16 protein-coding genes are annotated in these 22,164 nt (G+C 70.9%); 7 read left to right on the forward strand and 9 right to left on the reverse strand.

Annotation, left to right across the window (positions count from 1 at the left end; all coding sequences use genetic code 11):
- The first annotated feature begins 100 nt into the window (after window positions 1–100).
- On the forward strand, window positions 101–2,707 hold the full coding sequence (pepN, locus tag R2N01_RS00715; protein WP_316667426.1) for an aminopeptidase N: 2,607 nt from the start codon (window positions 101–103) through the stop codon (window positions 2,705–2,707).
- A 48-nt stretch (window positions 2,708–2,755) separates the two neighbouring features.
- Here the strand turns inward: pepN and uxaC are convergent, their stop codons facing one another.
- Window positions 2,756–4,183 (reverse strand): glucuronate isomerase, encoded by a 1,428-nt coding sequence (uxaC, locus tag R2N01_RS00720; protein ID WP_316667428.1) that lies wholly within the window; start codon window positions 4,181–4,183, stop codon window positions 2,756–2,758.
- Window positions 4,184–4,389: 206 nt separating this feature from the next.
- Here uxaC and R2N01_RS00725 point away from each other — a divergent pair, with 206 nt between their 5' ends.
- Window positions 4,390–5,706, forward strand: a complete 1,317-nt coding sequence (locus R2N01_RS00725; RefSeq protein WP_316667430.1) for a lactate racemase domain-containing protein — start codon at window positions 4,390–4,392, stop codon at window positions 5,704–5,706.
- Between the two features lie 19 nt (window positions 5,707–5,725).
- On the opposite strand, the gene R2N01_RS00730 is transcribed toward R2N01_RS00725, so the two are convergent.
- Entirely contained in the window at window positions 5,726–6,766 is a 1,041-nt protein-coding gene (locus tag R2N01_RS00730) for a LacI family DNA-binding transcriptional regulator (RefSeq protein ID WP_316667432.1), read from the reverse strand.
- Between the two features lie 167 nt (window positions 6,767–6,933).
- On the opposite strand from R2N01_RS00730, the gene gndA reads away from it, so the two are divergent.
- Together gndA and R2N01_RS00740 are read left to right on the forward strand one after the other, a co-directional pair.
- Entirely contained in the window at window positions 6,934–8,376 is a 1,443-nt protein-coding gene (gndA, locus tag R2N01_RS00735; protein WP_316667434.1) for an NADP-dependent phosphogluconate dehydrogenase, read from the forward strand.
- A 186-nt stretch (window positions 8,377–8,562) separates the two neighbouring features.
- A complete protein-coding gene (locus R2N01_RS00740) occupies window positions 8,563–9,366 on the forward strand; it encodes a hydroxymethylpyrimidine/phosphomethylpyrimidine kinase (RefSeq protein WP_316667436.1) in 804 nt (267 codons plus the stop codon).
- 66 nt (window positions 9,367–9,432) lie between these two features.
- Here R2N01_RS00740 and R2N01_RS00745 read toward each other — a convergent pair whose 3' ends face one another.
- Together R2N01_RS00745 and R2N01_RS00750 are read right to left on the reverse strand one after the other, a co-directional pair.
- Window positions 9,433–10,299, reverse strand: coding sequence for a thioesterase family protein (locus tag R2N01_RS00745; RefSeq protein ID WP_316667438.1), 867 nt, complete (start codon window positions 10,297–10,299; stop codon window positions 9,433–9,435).
- 3 nt (window positions 10,300–10,302) lie between these two features.
- Window positions 10,303–12,183, reverse strand: a complete 1,881-nt coding sequence (locus R2N01_RS00750; protein WP_316667440.1) for a long-chain fatty acid--CoA ligase — start codon at window positions 12,181–12,183, stop codon at window positions 10,303–10,305.
- A 182-nt stretch (window positions 12,184–12,365) separates the two neighbouring features.
- Here R2N01_RS00750 and R2N01_RS00755 point away from each other — a divergent pair, with 182 nt between their 5' ends.
- From R2N01_RS00755 to R2N01_RS00765, 3 genes are all read left to right on the forward strand, one after another.
- On the forward strand, window positions 12,366–12,845 hold the full coding sequence (locus tag R2N01_RS00755) for a MarR family transcriptional regulator (protein WP_316667442.1): 480 nt from the start codon (window positions 12,366–12,368) through the stop codon (window positions 12,843–12,845).
- A gap of 140 nt (window positions 12,846–12,985) precedes the next feature.
- Entirely contained in the window at window positions 12,986–15,844 is a 2,859-nt protein-coding gene (locus tag R2N01_RS00760) for an FAD-binding and (Fe-S)-binding domain-containing protein (RefSeq protein WP_399553207.1), read from the forward strand.
- Between the two features lie 126 nt (window positions 15,845–15,970).
- The gene (locus R2N01_RS00765; RefSeq protein ID WP_316667446.1) at window positions 15,971–17,305 is read left to right on the forward strand and encodes a DUF4921 family protein; all 1,335 of its coding nucleotides are present in this window, start codon (window positions 15,971–15,973) and stop codon (window positions 17,303–17,305) included.
- 252 nt (window positions 17,306–17,557) lie between these two features.
- Here R2N01_RS00765 and R2N01_RS00770 read toward each other — a convergent pair whose 3' ends face one another.
- From R2N01_RS00770 to R2N01_RS00790, 5 genes are all read right to left on the reverse strand, one after another.
- Window positions 17,558–18,193, reverse strand: a complete 636-nt coding sequence (locus R2N01_RS00770; protein ID WP_316667448.1) for an SDR family oxidoreductase — start codon at window positions 18,191–18,193, stop codon at window positions 17,558–17,560.
- On the reverse strand, window positions 18,190–18,405 hold the full coding sequence (locus R2N01_RS00775) for a DUF6767 domain-containing protein (RefSeq protein WP_399553203.1): 216 nt from the start codon (window positions 18,403–18,405) through the stop codon (window positions 18,190–18,192). Before R2N01_RS00775 ends, R2N01_RS00770 begins: the two co-directional genes overlap by 4 nt.
- A gap of 162 nt (window positions 18,406–18,567) precedes the next feature.
- Entirely contained in the window at window positions 18,568–18,747 is a 180-nt protein-coding gene (locus R2N01_RS00780) for a hypothetical protein (RefSeq protein WP_316667452.1), read from the reverse strand.
- A 72-nt stretch (window positions 18,748–18,819) separates the two neighbouring features.
- Window positions 18,820–19,974, reverse strand: a complete 1,155-nt coding sequence (locus R2N01_RS00785; protein WP_316667454.1) for a TRAM domain-containing protein — start codon at window positions 19,972–19,974, stop codon at window positions 18,820–18,822.
- Complete coding sequence (locus R2N01_RS00790) at window positions 19,971–21,995, reverse strand: APC family permease (protein WP_316667456.1); 2,025 nt, start codon at window positions 21,993–21,995, stop codon at window positions 19,971–19,973. The genes R2N01_RS00785 and R2N01_RS00790 overlap by 4 nt, the downstream gene beginning before the upstream one ends.
- Window positions 21,996–22,164 lie beyond the last annotated feature (169 nt).

Here is a 22,164-nt window from a genome sequence, read left to right on the forward strand (position 1 = left end):
CGACCGTGGACACCGGGCGCGCCGCCGGGGCGCCGATTGCGCGTACCGCGTTAGCCTCGAGCTGAGTCGATGCCCTCGCCAACAGTTGGGAGACCATCAGATGAACCCTGCCAATCTCACCAGGGAAGAGGCCGCCGGTCGTTCTGCCGCGCTGTCGATCACGTCGTACGAGGTCACCGTCGACCTCACCGGTCACGGGGCCGCCTCCGCACAGCTCACGGAGCCCGAGGAGACCTTCCTGTCGACCAGCACCGTGAAGTTCACGAGCACCGCCACGAGCACCTGGATCGATCTCATCGCCGACGAGATCGCCGTGGCCACCCTGGACGGTGAGCCCCTCGACCCGGTGCGCTTCGCCGACTCGCGTCTGCCCCTGAGCCTGGGCGACGGCGAGCACGAGCTGACCATCACCGCGATCTGCCGCTACTCGCACACCGGCGAGGGCCTGCACCGCTTCGTCGACCCGGCCGACGGCGACGTCTACCTGTACACGCAGTTCGAGACGGCCGACGCCCGCCGCATGTACGCCTGCTTCGAGCAGCCGGATCTGAAGGCGACCTTCCAGCTCACCGTGCGCGCGCCCGCCGGCTGGGTGGTGAAGTCGAACTCCCCCACGCCCGAGCCCTTCGGCCCCGATCCGATCGGCGCCGAGATCTGGGACTTCGCACCGACCCCGCGCATCTCCACCTACGTCACCGCGCTCATCGCCGGCCAGTACCACGTCGACCACGGCACCGTCGAGTCGGCCAAGGGCACGCTGGACGCCGACCTCGTCTGCCGCGCCTCGATGCGGCCGTACCTGGACGCCGAGCGCATTCGCACCACGACTCAGCGCGGCTTCGAGATCTACGAGAAGGACTTCGGCCGCCCGTACGCCTTCGACAAGTACGATCAGCTGTTCGTGCCGGAGTACAACGCCGGGGCCATGGAGAACGCGGGTGCCGTCACGATCCGCGACGAGTACCTGTACCGCTCGAAGGTGACCAGCGCCGCGTACGAGGCCCGCGACAACACGATCCTGCACGAGCTGGCGCACATGTGGTTCGGCGACCTGGTGACCATGCGCTGGTGGGACGACCTGTGGCTCAACGAGAGCTTCGCCGAGTGGAGCGCCTACCACTGCCAGGAGCGGATCGCGGACGCCCACGGCGGAATCGACCCGTGGGTGAGTTTCGCCAATGCCCGCAAGGCCTGGGCCTACACCGCCGATCAGCTGCCCACGACGCATCCGATCGCGGCCGACATGGTCGACCTGGAGGCCGTCGAGCAGAACTTCGACGGCATCACCTATGCCAAGGGCGCCTCGGTGCTCAAGCAACTGGTCGCCTATGTCGGGCAGGACGACTTCCTGACCGGTGTGCGCCAGTACCTGAATGACCACGCCTTCGCGAACGCCCAGTTCTCGGATCTGCTGGATGCGCTGGGCGAGATCAGTGGCAAGGACCTGGCGGAGTTCTCGACCCAGTGGCTGTCCACCAGTGGCGTGAACACGCTGTCGAACGAGATCGTCACCGACGAGGACGGCGTCATCACCGCCTTCTCGGTCCTCCAGAGCGCCCCCGCCGACCACGGGACGCTGCGCACGCACCACATCGCCATCGGCCTGTACGACGCCGGCGCCGATGAACTGGTGGCCGGCGACTCGCTCGAGGTGGACGTGCACGGCCCCTCCACGCCGATCGCAGCGCTCGAGGGGCGCAGGCGCCCGGCCCTGATTCTGCTCAACGACCGCGATCTGAGCTACGCCAAGGTGCGTCTGGACGAGGACTCGTTGGCCACGGCCATCGGCCGTGTCGGGCAGATCACCGACCCGCTGGCCCGCGCGCTGGTGTGGAACTCGGCCTGGGACATGACGCGCGACGCCCAGATGACCGCCGCCGATTACATCGCGATGGTCATCGAGGGCGCCGGCAAGGAGTCCGACATGACGGCCGTCACCACCCAGCTGACCCGGGCCCTGACCGCCGCGACCGCCTACACGGCGCCGGCCCAGCGCGAGGCCAACAACGGCGCGCTGGTGGCGGGCGTCGCCGCCCAGCTGAAGGAGACGGTCCCCGGCAGCGAGCACCAGCTGGCCTTCGCCGACGCCCTGATGGCGGCGGTGAACAATGCGCAGGGGGCCGGCCTCATCGCCGGCTGGCTGAACGGCGAGGAGCTGCCGCTGGGCCTGGCCATCGATCAGGACCGCCGCTGGGCGATCCTCACGAGTCTGGCCCGCCTGGGCGTCATCGACGAGGAGCGCATCGAGGTCGAGACCGCCATCGACCAGACGATCTCGGGCGCGGAGCGCGCTGCTGGCGCCCGCTCGGCGATGGCCGACGCGGACGCCAAGGCCAGGGCGTGGGAGCTGGCCACGGCGACCAGGGGCGTGCCGAACGCCACGCATCTGCACATCTGCCGCCAGTTCATGCAGTACGGTCAGGACGAGCTGCTCGCCGGCTACGTCGAGAAGTACCTGCAGGCGGCCGAGGAGATCAGCGCCAGGGCGGGCATCTGGGCGGACCAGGGCCATGCCGCCTCGAGCGCCGTGCTCACCTGGCTGTGGCCGGCCCCGCTGGTCACCCGCGAACTCATCGCCGGCCTCGACGAGTGGGCCGACTCGGCGGACCTTACCGAAGCGGTCCGCCGGACGATCTCGGAACGCCGTGACGCCGCCCTGCGCGCGCTGGCCGCCCAGGAGTACGGCGCCAGGGCCGCAGGCGCCTGACGCCCGCGGCCGCCCGCGGCCCTGGCGGGAACCGCGCGGGTCGGGCGCTCACCGGTCCAGCTTGAAGATGCGCATCGGGTTGCCGACGACCAGGGCCCCGGCCTGTTCGACAGCCTCGTCCTCGTCCAGCCGATGGGTGACGACCAGGTCGGCCAGGTGCGCGGCGTCCAGGCGGCGGCTCATGTCGTGGCGGGCCGGGATCGAGCAGAAGGCGCGGGTGTCGTCGATCATGCCGCAGACCCGGCTGAAGCCGGCCATCTCGGTGACCTCCCGTTTGAAGCGCATGATCGACTCCGGGGCGTCGATGAACCACCACGGCACACCGATGTAGACGCTGCGGTACCAGGCGGCGAGCGGCGCGATCTCGCGGCTGTAGACGTCCTCGTCGAGGGTGAAGATCACGAAGTTGAAGTCGGGGTCGTTGCCGTAGGCGTTCAGCAGCGGCTGCAGGGCCCGGGTCGCCTCGAGCCCGACCGGGATGTCGGCGCCGACGTCGGCACCGTAATGCTCGAAGGCATCGGCGTCGTGGTTGCGGGCCACGGCCGGGTGCACGGTCATGACCAAGCCGTCCTCGCAGGCCAACCGGGCCTGGTCTGTGAACAGGTGGCGGCGCAGGGCCAGGGCCTCGTCGGCGCTGGCCCTGCCCCGGCGAGCCCTGTCGTAGAGCCTGGCGGCCTCGTCGTGAGGCAGGACCAGCGTGACCAGGTCGGCGTGCGAGTGGTCGGAACTGACCGCGCCGTGGTCCTTGAAGTACTGGCGGCGGGCGGCCATGGCCCGCGTGTATCCGTCCAGGGTCCCGACGTCGGCGCCGGCCGCGGCGCCGAGGGCGTCCACGAGCTCGTTCCAGTCCGGACGCGCCGGCTCCAGGTAGCGGTCGGGGCGGAAGGTCGGCACGACGCGATGGGCCTCGCTGAACCCGCCGTCGGCGGCCAGTTCGGCGTGCGGGCCGAGATCGTCGCAGGGGTCGTCGGTGGTGGCGATGAACCGGATCCGGAAGGCGTCCATGAGCTGGCGGGGGCGGAAGTCCGGCTCGTCGAGCCTGGCGGCGATGACGTCGTAGATGGCGTCGGAGGTCTCGGCGCTGGGCCGTACGTCGACGCCGAAGATGCCCACGAGCTGATCGGTCAGCCAGTAGCGCATCGCGGTGCCGTTGAGGTCGGACCAGTGCTCGCACAGCAGGCGGAAGGCCCTGCGGTTGTCGGCCTCGGTCATCTCGTCGCCGCGGCCGACGCCGAGGTCCGACAGGTCGACGCCGTTCGCGTGCAGGACGCGGTTGATGTAGTGGTCGGGCGTGAGCAGCATCCTGGTCGGGTTGCCGAAGTGCTCGTTGCGGGCGAGCCAGCGCGGCGGGACGTGACCATGGGGGGAGATGATCGGCAGCCCGCGCGTGACGGCGTGGATCCGACGGGCGACATCGCGCGAGGCCGGATCGGCCGGGAACAGTCGGTCGTCGTGGAGGGTCAGCTTCGGAGCCATGGCGCCATCGTGCCGTCCGCCCGGCCGTCCCCGCCCCGTGTTGCCCGGGGTTGCGCCGGATCGTCGCCGCCGGTTGCTCGCCGGCGGGCGGCCCCACCGGCCTCGCCGCTCGGTGGTTTCGCACGAGGGCCCCGCCGGGACTAGCGTGAGGGCGGGCCCCGTCGGCGGGTCCGCCCTGGTACACGCACTCGGGAAAGGCGACGCTGATGGGGTGTCAGACGATCGGCGGGGCCGGTTGCACGATCGGCCCCGAGGAGCTCGACGGCTTCCTGTCCGAGCAGCTCGCCGGCCTCGACGTGGACGGCAGGTCGGTCGCCCTGGTCATTCCCGACGACACGCGCTCGTGCCCCCTGCCCCGCCTGCTGCGGATCGTCCACCGCAGCCTCGTCGGCCGCGTCCGCGAGCTGGTCTGCGTCATAGCCCTGGGCACCCACGAGTACATGGGCCCGGCCAGGATCGCCGAGTGGACCACCGGCGACCCCGGCGCGGACCTCGCCGAGGCCTTCCCCGGCATGGAGATCGTCAACCACGAGTGGCGGGACCCCTCCGCTCTGGTCAGGGTCGGCCGCATCGGCGACGAGCGCATGGCCGAGCTGAGCGGCGGCCGCCTGTCGGAGGGCTCGGACGTCCTGGTCAACCGCCGTGTCGCCGAGGCCGACGTGAAGCTCGTCATCGGCCCCGTCCTGCCCCACGAGGTCGTCGGCATGTCGGGCGGTAACAAGTACTTCATCCCCGGCGTCGCCCAGGAGGGTTTCATCTCGCGCACCCACTGGGTGGGCGCGCTGATCACCAGCTCGCACATCATCGGCGCCCCGGCGGTCACGCCGGTGCGCGCCATGATCGACGAGGGCGCCGCCATGGTCCCCGGCGAGCGCTACTGCATCGCCTTCGTCGTCCGCTCGCACACCACCGAGCTGGAGTCGGTCTCGATCGGGACTCCCGAGGACGCCTGGCACGCCCAGGCCAGGATCGGCGCGCGGACCCACGTCGAGTACGTGGACGAGCCGATGCCGACTGTGCTGAGCCTCATCCCGGACCGCTACCACGACATCTGGACCGCGGCCAAGGGCTTCTACAAGACGGAGCCGGCCGTCGCCGCCGGGGGCGAGGTCATCGTCTACGCCCCGCACATCACCGAGGTCAGCCAGGTCCACGCCGAGATCTACGAGATCGGCTACCACTGCCGCGACTACTTCGTGAAGCAATGGGACCGATTCAAGCAGGTGCCGTGGGGGGTGCTGGCCCACTCGACGCACCTGCGCGGCCTGGGCTCCTACGACCCCCGTACCGGCGTCGAGGCCGACCGCGTGCGGGTCTCGCTGGCCACCGGCATCCCCCGCGAGGTCTGCGAGTCGATCAACCTCGGCTACTACGATCCGGCCACGATCGATCCCGGCGAGTGGGCCGGCAGGGATGGCGTCACCGTGGTCCCCGACGCCGGTGAGGTGCTCTACCGCCTGCACTCCGGCGGAATCGACGGCGCGGACGGCCCCTTCCCGGTCACCAGCGGCCGGCCCGTCTGAGGCCGGCCCGGCCCCGGGCTCAGACTTCGACGCGGGCCGGGCCGGTGGAGCCGCGCTCGATGAGGCGCATCGGCATGATCACCGGCTCCATGAAGTCGGCCGGCTCGTCATGGCGCTCGATGAGCGAGAGGACGCTGCGGGCGGCCTTCTCGCCGACCAGGCCGAGCGGCGAGGCGATCGAGGTGAGACGCGGCGTGACCAGGTCGGAGGCGAAGATGTTGTCGAAGCCGATGACGCTGAGGCGATCGGGCACGCGCATACCGGCGGCGGCCATGCCGCGCAGGACTCCGATGGCGATCAGGTCGTTGTAGGCGACGACCGCGGTGACCTTGCGCTCGCGGACCTGGGGCAGCGCCTGCTCCCCGCCGCGGACCGTCGGCATGACGGGGCCGAGCTTGCAGTCGACCATGTCCAGACCGGTGGCGGCCTCGTGGAAGGCGCGCCAGCGTGCACCGTCGGCCCAGGAGGCGGGCGGGCCGGCGATGTAGGCGACGCGCCGATGGCCCAGCTCGACCAGGTGTTCCAGGGCCCTGCGCACGCCGCGCTCGTAGTCGCTGACGACGCACGGCAGGCCGGCGACGACGCGGTTGAGGACGACGGTGGGCACCTTCTTGGCGAAGCCCCGCAGGGCGGTGTCGGACAGGCGCGAGCTGGTGACCACGACGCCGTCCAGGACGGGAAGGGCGCGCTCGAAGATCTCGCGCTCGCGGGGGCCGGACTCCTGGGCGTCGAAGAGCACCATCGCGTAGCCGTGCCGGGTGCAGACCTGCTCGGCGCCGCGCAGCAGGGGGAAGAAGAAGGGGTTGGTGGCGTCGGTGACCGCCAGGCCGATCATGTGCGTGTGCGTCGGCACGGCCTGCTGGTAGACGCGGTCGGTGCGGTAGCCGAGTTCGGCCGCCACCTTGCGGATGTGCGCGGCGGTGCGATTCGCGACGCGCCCGGGCCGACTGAACGTGCGCGAGACCGTGGAGGGGCTGACGCCGGCGGCCTTCGCAACGTCGTAGATGGTCGTCTGCCTGGGCAGCCCGAAGGATCCGCCGTCGCCGCGCGCGTCGCTCACGAGTGCACCTTACGGTTCCGGAGCATTATTCACAACGACCGGCGCGCGGGCAAGACCGTGGCAACCCCGGCGCGGCGACTACGCACGATGGCATGATCACGATGGCATGATGGGGGACAGGCATGCGCCGCTTCGCCGGCGGCCCCGCGACCACAAGGAGATCCTCAATGACCGAACAGTCCGGCAAGGCGAACATCGGCGTCGTCGGCATGGCGGTGATGGGCTCGAACCTGGCCCGCAACCTCGCCCACCACGGCTACACGGTCGCCGTCTACAACCGCACCTACGCCAAGACCCGGGCCCTCATCGAGAACCACGGGTCCGAGGGCGATTTCATCGCGTCCGAGACCGCCGAGGAGTTCGTGCAGTCCCTGGCGAGGCCGCGCTCCATCATCCTGATGGTCAAGGCCGGTGACCCGACCGACGCCACCATCGAGACCCTGCTGCCCCTGCTGTCCCCCGGCGACATCATCATGGACGGCGGCAACGCCCACTTCCGCGACACCATCCGCCGGGAGAGCCGGATCTCCGCCGAGGGCTTCCACTTCGTCGGCGCCGGCATCTCCGGCGGCGAGTACGGCGCCCTGACCGGCCCGGCCATCATGCCCGGCGGCAGCCCCGAGTCCTACCGGATCATCGGTCCGATGCTGGAGGCCATCTCGGCCCACTACGAGGGCGAGCCCTGCTGCGCGTGGATGGGGCCCAACGGCGCCGGCCATTTCGTCAAGATGATCCACAACGGCATCGAGTACTCCGACATGCAGGTCATCGGCGAGGCCTACCAGCTGCTGCGCGGCGCGGGCCTGTCGAACGCCGAGTGCGCCGACGTCTTCGCCGGATGGAACACCGGCGACCTGTCCGGCTATCTGATCGAGATCACCGCCGAGGTGCTGCGCGCCAAGGATCCGCGCACCGGCAGGGACCTGGTCGAGGTCATCAGGGACCGCGCCCAGATGAAGGGCACAGGCACCTGGACCGTCCAGACCGCCCTCGAGCTCGGCGTACCGGCCAATGGCATCGCCGAGGCCGTGTTCGCCCGCGCCGAGTCCAGCCACGATGACCTGCGCGCCGCCGGCCAGGGCCTCCAGGGGCCCGACGGCGCTGTGGCCGTGGATGACCGGCAGGCCTTCATCGAGGACGTCCGCAAGGCGCTGTGGTGCTCGAAGGTGGTCAGCTACTCGCAGGGCTTCGACGAGATCCGTACCGGCGGGCGGGAGTTCGGCTGGGACATCGACGTGGCCGAGGCCGCGAAGATCTGGCGCGACGGCTGCATCATCCGCGCCGCCCTGCTCGAGCGCATCCGCAAGGAGTACACCGACGACCCGGCCCTGGTCTCCCTCATGTGCGCCGGCTCGGTCGCCCCGGAGATGGCCGCCAACCAGGACGCCTGGCGCCGCGTGGTGGCCGGGGCCGCCGCCTCGGGCGTGCCGGCCCCGGTGTTCAGCGCCACCCTGGCCTACTACGACATGGCCCGCGCCCCGCGCGTGAACGCCGCCCTGACGCAGGCCCAGCGCGACTTCTTCGGCTCGCACACCTACGAGCGCGTCGATGACGACGGCCACTTCCACATCGAGTGGATGGCCGACCGCTCGGAGACGAGGATCGACTGAGCGGAATAGCTCACCACGGCCTGCTGGGGTGCTCCGGGCAAAAGGATGCAAACAATCAGCGGAATCCGGCCGTTTCGGGGCGCCCGAGGCCCGGAGCAGCCGGATCCGGCCAGAAGACGCATCCCTTCCGGCGCCTGATACGGACCTCACCCGCCCGCGGGCCCGACGTGGACCACAATGGGCCCCATGACCAAGATCGCTCTGTCCATCGCAGGGTCCGAGGCCTCCGGCGGCGCCGGTGCCCAGACCGACATCAAGACCTTCACCCAGCTGGGCGTCTTCGGCGCCACGAGCCTGACGTGCATCGTCTCGTTCGACCCGGCCGCCGACTGGGCCCACCGCTTCGTGCCCATCGATCCGCAGGTCATCCGCGATCAGATCGAGGCCGCCGTCGCCGTCCACGGCCGCATCGACGCCGTGAAGATCGGCATGCTCGGCACGCCCGTCACCATCGCCGCCATTGCCGACGCCCTCGAGGAGCACGACTTCGGTACGGTGGTCCTCGACCCCGTCCTCATCTGCAAGGGCCAGGAGCCCGGCGCCGCGCTCGACACCGACAACGCCCTGCGCGCCAAGGTGCTGCCCCACGCCACGATGGTCACCCCGAACCTCTTCGAGACCCGGGTGCTGTCCGGCATGGCCGAGATCACCGATGTCGGGCAGCTCGAGGAGGGCGCCCGACGCATCCACGACCAGGGCGTCCCCTTCGTCCTGGCCAAGGCCGGCACCCTGTTCGGCACCGGGACCGCTCTCGACGTCTTCTACGACGGCTCCACGATGGAAGTCCTCGAGGTCCCGGCCATCGGGCGGGAGCGCGTCTCCGGCGCCGGCTGCACACTGGCCGCCGCCGTCACCGCCGAACTCGCCAAGGGCGCCAGCCCGCTGGAGGCCGCCCGCACCGCCAAGCAGGTCGTCGTCTCGGCGATCGAGCACCGCATGCACGGCAACGCCCCGTTCGACTGCGCCTGGCAGGGCTACTACGGCCGCTGAGGGACCCGGACGGACCCACTACCCACTGCCCCGGAACGGCCTCCGCAACGAGGCGTTCATCGCCTCTCAGCCGTCGGCCACGAGCCGGGCCCGCATCGCGGCCGCGGTGGCCCCGGACAACGGGGCCGGACGCCCGTCCTCGCCCAGGTGGACCAGAACCGTGCGCGACCGGGTGCTCACCGAGGCGTCCCGCGGGTCGACGATCTCGCAGCCCAGCGTCAATGACGTGGTGCCAACCCGCAGAGGCGCCGTGTGGGCGATGTAGGGGCGGAGAAGCCACTGCATCTGCTCGATGTAGTCGATCTCCTGGCGGGCCACGACCCAGCCCCCGCCCGTGTCCCGCCCCATGCCGGCGCGGGCCATCGACGGGTCGATCGCGGTCGTCGCCTCGACCCGGGCCTGCTGGATCCAGTCGATGGTGCGCACATTGTTGATGTGGCCGTACCTGTCCTGGTCGCTCCAACGGGCGAAGAGCTCGGTCGGCTCGCCGCGGCCCCCCAGATGCGCCTTGGGCAGCGGGCGCCAGCGCGCCTCGCCCTCGATCGCTATCCCGGACAGGGTCCTGCGTTCATCGGCGGTGAGCCGGCGCAGCCGCTGGGCGGAGAACTCGAAGGGGCACATCGAGGTGCGCACGCGAGCGCGCAGCTCGCCCTCGTGCCAGATGCGGTAGCCCATGATGAATCGGGCCGAGCGCACCTCCACAGTGCCGAACTCCACGGTGAGCGGCTCTCCGGAGTAGCGCATCGGCCTGAGGTACTCGACCTGCTGGCCGACCATGACGCAGCCGTCGGTGAGCAGCTGGGGTGCGTCCGAGCCCTGCATGAAGCGCGCCCGCGCCTCCTGGGTGAAATCGACCATCATCACATTGTTGACGTGCCCCTGCGGGTCCAGGTCGGACCAGCGCAGCGGAACGTCGACGACGAACGGGGCCACGGCTCAGGCCCCGTGGCCGTCGGGGGTGAGGTCCGAGCGGGACTCCTGCTCGTACAGGGTGTCGATCGCCTCGGCGTAGCGCTCGAGCACCACGTTGCGCTTGACCTTGAGGCTGGGCGTCAGCTCACCGACGTCCTGGCTGAACTCGTGGTCGAGGATCTCGTAGCGCTTGACCGTCTCCCAGCGTTCCAGGCGGGAGTTGGCCCGGCGCACGTAGCGGTCGATCGAGGCGCGGATCTCGGGCAGCTGGGACAGCGTGGCGTAGTCCTCTCCCCCGTGCCCGTGGTTCTTGGCCCATCTGAGCAGGTCCCCGCGGTCGAGCGTGAGCAGCGCAACGGCGTACGGACGGTTCTCGGCGCTCACAACGGCCTGCGTGATGTACGGGACATTGGCCAGCAGCGTCGACTCGACCTTCTGCGGGGCGACGTACTTGCCGTTCGACGTCTTCATGAGGTCCTTCTTGCGGTCGGTGATCCGCAGGTAGCCGTCCTCGTCGAACTCGCCGATGTCGCCGGTGTGGAACCAGCCGTCGGCGAAGGCCTCGGCGCCCTCCTCCGGCATGTTGTGGTAGCCGTTGGCGATGATCGGACCGCGCAGCAGCAGTTCGCCGTCGGCGGCCAGCTTGTGGTCGACGCCGTAGGTGACCGGGCCGACCGAGCCGAACCGTGGTCTGTTGGGCACGTTGACGGCGGCGATGGCCGCGGTCTCGGTGGCCCCGTAGCCCTCGATAACGGTGATCCCGGCCGAGTAGAACCACTCCTGGACCTGCTCGGACAGCTTCGCCGAGCCCGAGATCATGAAGCGCACGCGGCCGCCGAGGGTCTGCCTGAGGCGCCCGAACACCAGCCTGTCGGCGATCGAGTAGCGCATGCGGGCGTCCCACGGCATCCGCTGCCCGGCCAGGCGGTAGCCGCGCGACTCGCGGCCGACGGCGAAGGCCCAGCGCGAGACGCGCCCCCTGACGCCCCTGGGCGAGCTCATCGTCATGACGGCGGCGCGGATCTTCTCGTAGATGCGCGGCACGCCCACCTGGATCGTCGGGCCGGTCTCGCCCATGCCCTCGACGATGCGGTCGATGCGCCCGTCCACCACCATGCGGAAGCCGATGGCCAGCTGGGTGGCGACCAAGTCGCGGCCGAAGACGTGCGACAGCGGCAGCCACAGGTACAGGGAGTCGCTCTCGTCGACGACGTCCTGCCACATGACGCGCATGGCATGGCCCTCGTAGGTCCAGCAGCGGTGCGGCAGCTCGACCCCCTTGGGGCGACCGGTGGTGCCCGATGTGTAGATGAGGGTGGACAGGGTCTCCGGCCCCATCGCCGACATGCGCTCCGCGAGGGCTGCGGGGTGGCCGGCCAGGTACTCGCGCCCCAGGTCGCGCAGCCGCCCCCAGGCGACGAGGCGATCGTTGAGGTATCCGACAGGGCGGTCGTCGTCCATCAGGACGATGCGGCGGACCTGATCGTCGAGCTCGTGGAGATCGATCACCTTCTGGGCCTGAATCCAGTTCTCGGCCACGACGACGACCGAGCCGGAGTCGCGCAGGACGAACAGCTCGTCGGCCGATTTGGTGTTCGGGTAGACGGTCGTCGTGGCCCCGCCGGCGCAGGCCACGGCCAGATCGGCGAGGATCCACTCGATGCGCGTCATCGCCACGATGGCCACGCGCTCCTCGCTCTGCAGCCCGAGCGCGACGAAGCCCGCGGCGAGCTCGTCGACCTCGTTCTCGGCCTCCGCCCAGGTGATGTCGACCCACCGCTCGGGCTCGGTGTGGAGGGGCGCCTGATAGGCCACGGCACCCGGATCGGCGGCCGCGCGGGCCCGGAACATCGCCGGGTAGCTGGGCTCGCACTCGGCGAGGATCCGTTCGCGAACATCCGCCATGAGGTCACCTTCCATCGGGTGCATTCGGGGTGAGTCATCGGGTTTCAGACTATCGGCCCTGCGCCCCTCCCCGGAGAGGGGCGCGCAGGGGGCGAGCCGAAAGCCACACCAATAGCAAACCGCGCAGGCAAGCACTTTCACAAAGTTAACGAAAACTGTGAAGCACTCATAGGATGTTCAGCATGGAAGAAGTCCCCTACACCCGCTGGCTCGACGACGAGCAGCAGATGGTCTGGCGCAGCTGCCTCGCCGGCAGCGCCTGCATTCTCGCCCAGCTGGGCCTCGCCCTGCGCCAGTTCGATCTCGACATCAACGAGTACGAGATCCTTGTGAGGCTTTCCGAGTGCAACCCCCACGCCCTGCGCATGTCCGAGCTCGCGAAGGACACGTACCAGTCCCGTTCGCGCCTGACCCACACGGTCTCCCGCATGGAGAAGCGCGGCCTCGTCACCCGCAGGCGCGCCCCCGAGGACCGTCGCGGCATCATCGCCGAACTCACCGAGGCCGGCATGGGACTGCTGCGCACGGCGGCCCCAGCCCACGTCGAATCGGTCCGTCGAGTCCTCATCGACCGCATCGCCCGCGAGGACCTGAAGGCGCTCGGGCGGATCATGACGGCCGTCCTCGAAGGAGCCCCCGCCGACCCCTACGCGCGATGCTGAGGGGATGCCGTGACGCCTGGACATGCACCGGCCCGGGGATCGGGACCGCACCGGTCCGCAGGCCTGGAACGGGCCCGGGGCCTCCCACGCCGGGTGACACACTTGTGCACGTGAGCGCACCAGCACAGGGAACGAGTCGTCTGCAGACCCCGACCCGGGAGTCCTCGGGCCGGATCGGGGCGCTCGGCGCCGCCCTCGGCGCCGACAACTGCCTCGACGCCTCCACGCTCACCAGGGCCGTCTACTCCTCCGACGCCTCGGTCTACCGCGTCGTGCCCCAGGTCGTCGCCAAGCCGCGCGACACCGACGAACTCGAGGAGGTCATCGAGACGGCCATCGAGACGGGCATCCCGATCACCGGCCGCGGCGCGGGCACCAGCTGTGCCGGCAACGCCGTCGGCCCGGGTCTGGTCATCGACATGAACAGGCATCTTCGCCGCATCATCGACATCGACCCCGAGGCGCGTACGGCCACCGTCGAGCCGGGCGTGGTCCAGTCCGAGTTGCAGGCCGCCGCCAGGCCGTACGCGCTGCGCTTCGGTCCCGATCCGTCCACCTCGAACCGCTGCACCATCGGCGGCATGATCGGCAACAACGCCTGCGGGCCGCGCGCCCTGGGCTATGGGCGCAGCGCCGACAACACGCTCGCGCTCGATGTCATCACCGGCGCCGGCGAGCACCTGCACCTGGGCGAGCACGACGTCTCCAGCGAGGTCTCCCGCCGTCTGGCCGCCCTCGTCGACGACAATCTCGCCCCCATCCGCACCGAGTGCGGTCGCTTCACCCGCGAGGTCTCCGGCTACTCGCTGGAGCACCTGCTGCCCGAGCGCGGGCGCAACACCGCCAAGTTCTTCTCCGGCACCGAGGGGACGCTCGGCCTCATCACGAGGGCCACCGTCCGCCTGGTCGCCGACGCCCCGTACAAGACGATGGTGGCCCTGGGCTATCCGACGATGCCGATGGCCGGCGCCGCCACCACGAGGATCCTCGAGTACGGCCCGACCGCCATCGAGGGCCTGGACGCCCGGCTCGTCCAGCTGGTCGCCGACAGGCTCGGCCCCTCGGCGGTGCCGCCCCTGCCCAGCGGCGAGGGCTGGGCCCTCGTCGAGATCGTCGGCGAGGACCCCCGCGAGATCGCCGACCGCGCCAGGAAAATGGCCGCCGGGTGCGGCGCCCTCGAGGGCTGGGTGGTCGACGACCCGGCCCGGGCGGCCCGCCTGTGGGGCATCCGCTCCGACGCCGCAGGTCTGGCCGGCGTCGCCCTGGAGAGCCCGGCCTACGCCGGCTGGGAGGACTCGGCCGTCCCGCCCGAGCACCTGGGCGAGTACCTCACCGCGCTCGACCGGCTGCTCGCCGAGCACGGCCTGCACGGCCTGCCGTACGGCCACTTCGGCGACGGCTGCGTGCACTGCCGCATCGACTTCCCGTTCGAGAGCCCCGGCGGTGTGGCGCGCTACCACGAGTTCATGCTGGACGCGGGCCGGCTGATCGCCGACTTCGGCGGCTCGATGTCGGGCGAGCACGGCGACGGCCGGGCGCGCAGCGAGCTGCTGCCGCTCATGTACTCCGAGCGGACCATAAGCCTGTTCGGACGGGTCAAGGACGTCTTCGATCCCAGCAACGTCATGAACCCCGGCGTGATCGTCGACCCCGACCGCACGGACGAGGCCATCCGCGTACCGGCCACGATCACCGCTCCGCTGCGCATCGCCGACCCGGATTTCTCCCGTGCCGTCCACCGGTGCACCGGGGTGGGCAAGTGCCTGGCCAGCACCACGGCGGCCGGCGGCGTCATGTGCCCGAGCTACCGGGCGACCGGTGACCAGAAGGACTCCACCCGGGGCCGCTCCCGCGTGCTGCAGGAGATGATCAACGGCGGCCTGCTGACCGGCGGCTGGCGCTCCCCGGAGGTCGGCGAGGCCCTCGAGTTCTGCCTGGCCTGCAAGGGCTGCCGCCGGGACTGCCCCACCGGCGTCGACATGGCCGCCTACAAGTCCCGCGTGCTGTACGAGAAGTTCAGGCACCGCTTCTGGGCTCGGCCGCGCTCGCACTTCGCCATGGGCCGGCTGCCCACCTGGGGGCGGCTGGTCACCGGACTGCACGCCGGCGCGATCGGCAACTTCTTCCTGCAGACCCCCGGTCTGCGGCATCTCGTCCGCTGGTTCGCGTGGGTCGACCAGCGTCGCCCGATGCCGCGCTTCCGCACCGGCGGTTCGGCCCGCTCCGAGATCGCCGCCGGCCTGCGCAGGCGCTCCGGGACTGCCGCCGGCTCGCGCGGGCGGCCGGCCGCGCAGAGCAGGCCCGTGGCAGTCTGGATCGACTCGTTCTCCGACGCCTTCGAGGGCGGTCAGGCGACGGGCCTGGTCCGGACGCTGCTCGCCGCCGGTTACGAGCCGCAGGTCGTCGAGCAGGGCGCCTGCTGCGGTCTGACCTGGATCACCACCGGCCAGCTGGACGGCGCCCGCACCCATCTGCGGCATGCGCTCGAGGCCCTGTACCCGATCGCCGCCCGGGGCATCCCGATCGTCGGCCTGGAGCCCAGCTGCATGGCAGTGTGGCGTTCGGACGCCTCCGAGCTGCTGGCCGGCGACGAGCGCGTCGGTGTCGTGGCCGGGGCGATGAGCACGCTGGCAGAGCTGCTCACCGCCACCGAGGGCTGGCGGGCGCCCGATCTGTCCGGGCACACGATCATCGCCCAGCCGCACTGCCACCACTCGTCGGTGCTCGGCTGGCAGTCCGATGAGAAACTGCTCGAGGCGACCGGCGCGAGGGTCGTCCCGCTAGCCGGCTGCTGCGGCCTGGCCGGCAACTTCGGCGTCGAGAAGGGCCACTACGACCTCAGCGTCAAGGTGGCCGAGCACGACCTGCTGCCCGCCATCGACGCGGCCGGCCCGGACGCGATCCTGCTGGCCGACGGCTTCAGCTGCCGCAAGCAGATCGCCGATCTGCGCGGCCGCAGGGCGATGAGCCTGGGCGAGCTCATCGCGGCCCACCTGTAGTGGGCCCTGCCCCTCGGGCCGATCCTGCGCGAGCCCGCGGACGCCCCCGTCGAGCCTGCCCGCTCGAGGACGGTCTCGTATGCTGGGGGGCCGTCCGAGGACCACGGGCTCGCCTAGACTTCGGTCATGGGCAATGAGGGCCACGTCGAGCCGATCCGAGTAATGCCAGATGGCACCGTCAAGCAGGCCAACCCTCTGTCGGGGGTCGAGGTCTGGACCGTTCCGGGGCGCGGTAATCGTCCGTTGACGAGACCGGCCGAGGACGTCCGCCCGCTGCAGCCGGGCGACAGCACGCACGCCTGCATCTTCTGCCTCGGGCGCATGTCCGAGACTCCCCCGCCCAAATCGCGTCGGGTGAGGACCGCCGAGGGCTGGCGGACGCTGTCCGGCGTGCTGCCCAATCAGCGCGCCGATACGGTCGCCGAGTTCCGCCGGGTCCCGAACCTGTTCGAGATCCTCGGCTTCGACTACTGGCGGACCAATTACGACTACCGGCCCTCGGCCGGGGTACGGGCCGCCTACGAGCGCTACCTGGCGGACCCGGCCGGACGCCAGCACCTGCTGGGCGTCTGCCGGGCCAAACTGGCCGCCTCGGGCATGAGTCCCGACCGGATCGCCGAGGTCGGCGAGGAGAAGATGCTCCAGGACTCCTTGGCCTTCTTCGCCTCCTCCCACGACGTCATCGTCGCCCGCCGCCACTACGTGGACTTCGCGGCCGACACCAGCCAGCTGGCGGGCTCCGGCTCGCTGAGCGCCGAGGAGCACGAACAGTACATCCTCTTCACGATCGAGGCCCTGCACGACCTGTACGAGGAGAACCGGTACGCCCGCTACGCAGCGGTCTTCCAGAACTGGCTGCCGCCGGCGGGGGCCTCCATCGATCACCTGCACAAGCAGCTCGTCGCGATGGACGAGCACGGCGCCCAGACCAATGCCGAGGTGACCGCACTGCGCGCCAACATCAACGCGTTCAACCAGGACGTGCTCAACGTGGCGGTGCAGCACAACCTGGTGATCGCCGAGAACGACTCGGCCATCGCCTTCGCCGGTTTCGGCCACCGCTACCCGACGATCGAGATCTACTCGAAGTCGGCCACCTGCGAGCCCTGGTTGCACGGCCCGAAGGAGATCGCCGACGTGTCCGCCCTGCTGCACGCCTGTCATGCGGCGACCGGCGCCGAGGTGCCGTGCAACGAGGAGTGGCACCACCGCTCCCCCGACATGGACGTGCCGATGCCCTGGCACATCAACCTCAAGTGGCGCGTCTCGACGCTGGCCGGCTTCGAGGGCGGCACGAAGGTCTACCTCAATACGATCGACCCGTGGCACGTCCGCGACCGCGTGGTGCCCCGCCTGCACGAGCTGCGCCGCGAGGGCCGGCTCGCCGAGGGCATCCTCCTGGACGAGCAGTGCCCGGCCCGGTACAACAGTCTGCGGTACAACCCGTTCCTGCAGCGCTGAACACGGCCGGAGTCCCTCGTGGCGGGCGCCCGCGGCGCCGGCGGCCGCCTCTGCACGGCATCGTCATCGCCGGGACGCGCGGGGACCAGATCGCCTTCCCGAAGGGCTGGGACGCCGGCCGCATCATGGTGGCGGCCCGGCAGGTGCTCGACCGGCCCATGGAGCCGTCGATGCAGGGCGGAGCGCAGGATTCACCCGGCTTGCTCCGCGCCGGGCGCTCCTGGGGCCCGGGCGGGGCCGGGCCGCCGGCTCTCACAGCGAGGCGAGGGCCTCTCCGATCGGCGTGCCCCCGCCGATCATCGGCACGGTGCGCCGACAGGTGTTGGGCCGGTCCAGCACTTCGACGAGGACCTGGGCGACATCGGGGATCGGGTTGGGCCCGAAGTCGGGCGGGTCGAGCCGGACACGGCCCGTCCCCGGTGTCTCGGTGAGCGCTCCGGGCTGGACGATCGTCCAGTCCAGGTCGGTCTGCTCGCTGATGTAGTTGTCGGCGAAGAACTTGGCGATGTTGTAGTCGCCGATCCCGGCCAGGCCCGGCCTGTTCCATTCGTCCGGTCGCAGCGAGAACAAGGAGCTGAGCAGGACGAAGCGCCTGATGCCCCGACGCTGCGCCGCCCGAGCCAGTTTGACCGCGCCGAACGCGTCGGTGGCCAGCAGGTCGGCACCGCGCGATCCGGCCAGGAAGTACACGGCGTCATGACCGCTGATCGCCTCGGCGAGCGTCTCGACGTCGTCGTGCAGATCGAAGGCGACCGGCTGCACGTGCTCGCGGACCGTGACCCTGGCGGGGGTGCGCGCACCGGCGGTGACCTCGTGCCCGGCGCCGGCGAGGCGGACGATCACCTCACCGGCGACCCGGCCGTTGGCCCCTGCCACGAAGATTCTCATGAGTCCTGCTCCTCTCGGTCGTGCCGGCGCCCGGCGGGCGGGGGCGTCTGCTGCCACTGCCTGCCCGCCGCGCGGTAGCGGGCCAGCTGCTCGGAGTACATCTCCCGCAGGTCGGGGTCGTGCAGCACCATGTAGACCAGCCCGCAGTCCTGAGGGCCGGTGGCGTAGGCCTGGCACTGGCTGCAGTAGTCCTCGGGCCTCAGCGGACACATCGGGGTGACGGTGCCCGCCGGTCTCCCGGCGGAGCGGACGGCCGGGCCCCGCCGGGAGCCGGCAGCCGCCCGCTGCGCGCCTGAGCCCATCCGAACCACCTCATCCTGCGGGGCCGGCGGCTCGCCGGCCCGCCCTCGACGATACGCCGGGTACGGGCGTGATCACGAACCCTGCGGCCCGGGGTGAGCAGGACCCTGCGGGACGAAGGCGAGGAGGGCCATCGAGCCGTCGGCGATGAGTTCCTCCAAGTGCTCGAAGGTCCAGTCGTCCTCGTTCTCGAGCGGGCCGAGGCCCGTGGTGATCCACTCGGTGCCGGACGCACGGAGCAGGGTTCCGGCCACGGCCCGCAGCGGACGACACGCATGGCGGCCCCCTCCCCTGAGCCTGAATCATGCCGTGACCGCCCGGGGGACTCAGACGGCCGGCTCCAGCACGGCGACGGTCTCCACGTGGTGGGTCATCGGGAAGATGTCGAGGGCGCGCACGCCGGTCAGCCCGTAACCGCGGGCGGTGAAGAGGCCGACGTCGCGGCCAAGGGCCGCCGGGTCGCAGGCGACGTAGGCGATGCGGCGAGCCCCGAGACCGGCCACGGCCTCGACGACCCGTTCGCCGGCGCCCGAGCGCGGCGGGTCGAGGACGACGGCGTCGGCCCCGGCGGGCCAGGCGGCGAGGCTCCGCTCGACACGGGAGGCGATGAAACGAGCATGCGGCGCATTGGCGCGGGCCAGGCGGATCGCCGGACCGTCCGCCTCGATGCCGGTGACCCGGGCCCCGGCCCGCGCGAGCACGCCGGCGAACAGGCCGGCCCCGCAGTACAGGTCCAGGGCGCGCTCCCCGGCGCGCATCTCGAGCGCATCGGCGACCGCGCCGGTAAGGGCCTCGGCGGCCCCGGGATGCATCTGCCAGAAGCCGTCGGCGCGAACCCGGAAGTCGAGCCCGCGCACGGACTGGGTGACGACCGCCTCACCGGCCAGGACGCGATGCCCGCTCATGACGGACACGCCGGAATCGGCGACGGCGACGGCGATCTCGCGTCCCGCGCGGGCGGCGTACCGCATCAATTCCCGCGGCTGCGGCCCGCGCGGGTCGGCGAGCAGGAAGCCCGTCCCGGCCGGGGCCTCGACGAGCTCCTCGGAGCGGAAGGCTCGCAGGCCGATGCGGCCGCCCTCGTGCAGATAGCGCATGCGGGTGCGCCAGCCCCAGCCGTCGTGGTCGCCGGGCACCTCCTCGACGCGCACGTCGGCGTCCACGCCGCCCAGGCGCCTGAGCTGCTCGGCGACGACCTGCGCCTTGAGGAGGCGCTGCGCCCTCAGCGCGACGAAGGCGAAATCGGCCCCGGCATAGGCGGCCTGCGGCAGCTCCAGCCCGACGCGGTCCGGCGAGGCCTCGATCACCCGCCCGACGCGGCCCCTCCAGAAGCGGTCGTGGCGGGTGTCGGTGAGCTCGACCATGACGGTCTCGCCGGGCAGCCCTCCGCGCACGAAGACGACCCGGCCCTCGTGGCGCGCCACGACGTGCCCGCCATGGGCGACGGGGCCGAGCCGGAGCGGTCCGACGGATCCGCTCATGAGGCGGCGCCCCGGAGGGGCCTCGCCCCGGCCGCCTCCCGCTCCAGACGCGCCTGCCTGCGGCGCTCGGCGAGCTCCCGCCCCGAGCGGATCTGGTAGGGCACCGAGGTGACCATGACGCCCTTCATGAAGTGCAGGTGGGCACGGATGATGAGGGCCGTCTGGTTGTGCAGCATCTGCTCCCACCAGTGGCCCACGACGAACTCGGGGATGTACACGCAGACGATGTCGCGCGGGTTGTCGCTGGTGATCCGGCGCACGTAGTCGATGAACGGGCCGGTGACCTGCCGGTACGGGGAGGCGACGATCTTCAGCGGGACGCCCAGGTCCTCCGCCTCCCAGGCCTCCTGGAAGCGACCGGTCTCGGCCGGGTCGATGGCCACCGTGAGGGCCTCGAGCTGGCTGGGGCGGGTGGCCTTGGCGAACTGGATCGCCTTGACGGCGGGCTTGGTGACGGCGTTGACCATGACCAGTGCGTGCACGCGGCTGGGCAGGGCGAGATCGGACTCGTCGATGTCGCTGATCTCCTCGTACACCGTCCCGTAGTGACGATTGATGGCGTGCATGAGGACGTAGACCACGGCCATGGCCAGCAGGGCCATCCAGGCGCCGTGGATGAACTTCGAGGCCAGCACGATGACGAGCACGATGCCGGTCATGACGGCGCCGATCGTGTTGATGGCGCGGCTGCGCCGCATACGTCGACGGGCGGCCGGGTCGGTCTCGGCCCCCAGGTGCCGGGTCCAGTGGATGATCATCGAGATCTGGCTGAGCGTGAACGAGATGAACACGCCCACCACGTACATCTGGATCAGCATCGTGACCGAGGCGTTGAAGACGAGGACGAGCACGGCGGCGCCGGCCGCCAGCGTCATGATGCCGTTGGAGTAGGCCAGGCGGTCGCCGCGCTGGTGGAGCTGGCGGGGCAACCAGCCGTCGCGCGAGAGGATCGAGCCCAGCGTCGGGAAGCCGTTGAAGGCGGTGTTGGCGGCCAGGAACAGGATGATCACGGTCATCGTGATCAGGAAGTAGAAACCGACGCCGAAGCCCGGGTAGAAGACGGCGCGCGCCAACTGGCCCATGACCGTCGTCGCCCCGCTGCGGACCCGCGTGCCGTCGGGGGCCACGAAGTAGCTGCCCGACCTCGGGTCGATCATCTTGGCGCCGGTCAGACGGACCATCACGAGGATGCCCATGAGCATCGAGATGGCGATCGTGCCCAGCAGGAGCAGCGTCGTGGCCGCGTTCCTCGACTTGGGGCTGCGGAAGTTCGGCACGCCATTGCTGATGGCCTCGACGCCGGTCAGAGCGGCGCAGCCGGACGAGAAGGCGCGAGCCAGCAGGACCACCATGCCGAGACCGGCGAGCGGTTCGTGGGGGCCGGTGCCCACCACCAAGTAGCCGGCGGTCTCGGCCCGGACGCCCTGGTGCAGGACGAGGATCCGGACCAGGCCCCAGACGATCATGACGCCCACACCCAGCATGAACAGGTAGGTGGGTACCGCGAAGATGCCGCCGGAGTCGCGCACGCCGCGCAGGTTGATGCTCATGAGCAGGACGATGACGACGGCCGCCACGACCCCCTCGTGACCGGCCATCCACGGCAGCATCGCCTCGGCGTTCTGCACGCCGGAGCTGACCGACACGGCCACCGTCAGCACGTAGTCCACGAGCAGCGAGCTCGCCACGACCAGTCCGGCCCCGGGTCCGAGGTTCTTGGTGACCACCTCGTAGTCTCCGCCGCCCGAGGGGTAGGCGTGCACGGTCTGACGGTAGCTCGCCACGACGACGAGCAGCACGCAGCCGACGGCGACGCCGATCGGGATGGCGAACACGAAACCGGACATGCCGGCCAGTGACAGGGTCAGCAGCACCTCGTCGGGGGCGTACGCCACCGAGCTCAGTGCATCGGACGCGAAGATCGGAAGCGCGATGCGCTTGGGCAGAAGCGTGTCGCCGAGCTGAGTGCTCGCGAGTTTGCGTCCGACGAGTATGCGCTTGACACGATCTGTGGCACCCACGGGCAGCCAGCCTAGACCCGCGGGGAAGGGACGGGTGACCGGTTCACCAGCGGAACGCCGTCCCGCGGCACCGGTCGGCCGCGTCCGGCCGGTGCTGCCGGTTTGGCTACTCTTGTTGGCGTTGATGCCGCCGCGGGAACGCCGGCCGGCGGCCCGGAGCGGAGGTCGA

It is taken from the genome of uncultured Propionibacterium sp., from assembly GCF_963539965.1.
Classification (GTDB): Bacteria; Actinomycetota; Actinomycetes; order Propionibacteriales; family Propionibacteriaceae; genus Propionibacterium.

Coding starts and splice junctions, on each gene's coding strand:
- R2N01_RS00725 (WP_316667430.1), top strand. CDS start 4,390: ATGGGGTGTCAGACGATCGGCGGGGCCGGTTGCACGATCGGCCCCGAG.
- R2N01_RS00770 (WP_316667448.1), bottom strand. CDS start 18,193: ATGAGAATCTTCGTGGCAGGGGCCAACGGCCGGGTCGCCGGTGAGGTG.
- R2N01_RS00755 (WP_316667442.1), top strand. CDS start 12,366: ATGGAAGAAGTCCCCTACACCCGCTGGCTCGACGACGAGCAGCAGATG.
- R2N01_RS00765 (WP_316667446.1), top strand. CDS start 15,971: ATGGGCAATGAGGGCCACGTCGAGCCGATCCGAGTAATGCCAGATGGC.
- R2N01_RS00740 (WP_316667436.1), top strand. CDS start 8,563: ATGACCAAGATCGCTCTGTCCATCGCAGGGTCCGAGGCCTCCGGCGGC.
- R2N01_RS00750 (WP_316667440.1), bottom strand. CDS start 12,183: ATGGCGGATGTTCGCGAACGGATCCTCGCCGAGTGCGAGCCCAGCTAC.
- R2N01_RS00775 (WP_399553203.1), bottom strand. CDS start 18,405: ATGTGTCCGCTGAGGCCCGAGGACTACTGCAGCCAGTGCCAGGCCTAC.
- pepN (WP_316667426.1), top strand. CDS start 101: ATGAACCCTGCCAATCTCACCAGGGAAGAGGCCGCCGGTCGTTCTGCC.
- uxaC (WP_316667428.1), bottom strand. CDS start 4,183: ATGGCTCCGAAGCTGACCCTCCACGACGACCGACTGTTCCCGGCCGAT.
- R2N01_RS00785 (WP_316667454.1), bottom strand. CDS start 19,974: ATGAGCGGATCCGTCGGACCGCTCCGGCTCGGCCCCGTCGCCCATGGC.
- gndA (WP_316667434.1), top strand. CDS start 6,934: ATGACCGAACAGTCCGGCAAGGCGAACATCGGCGTCGTCGGCATGGCG.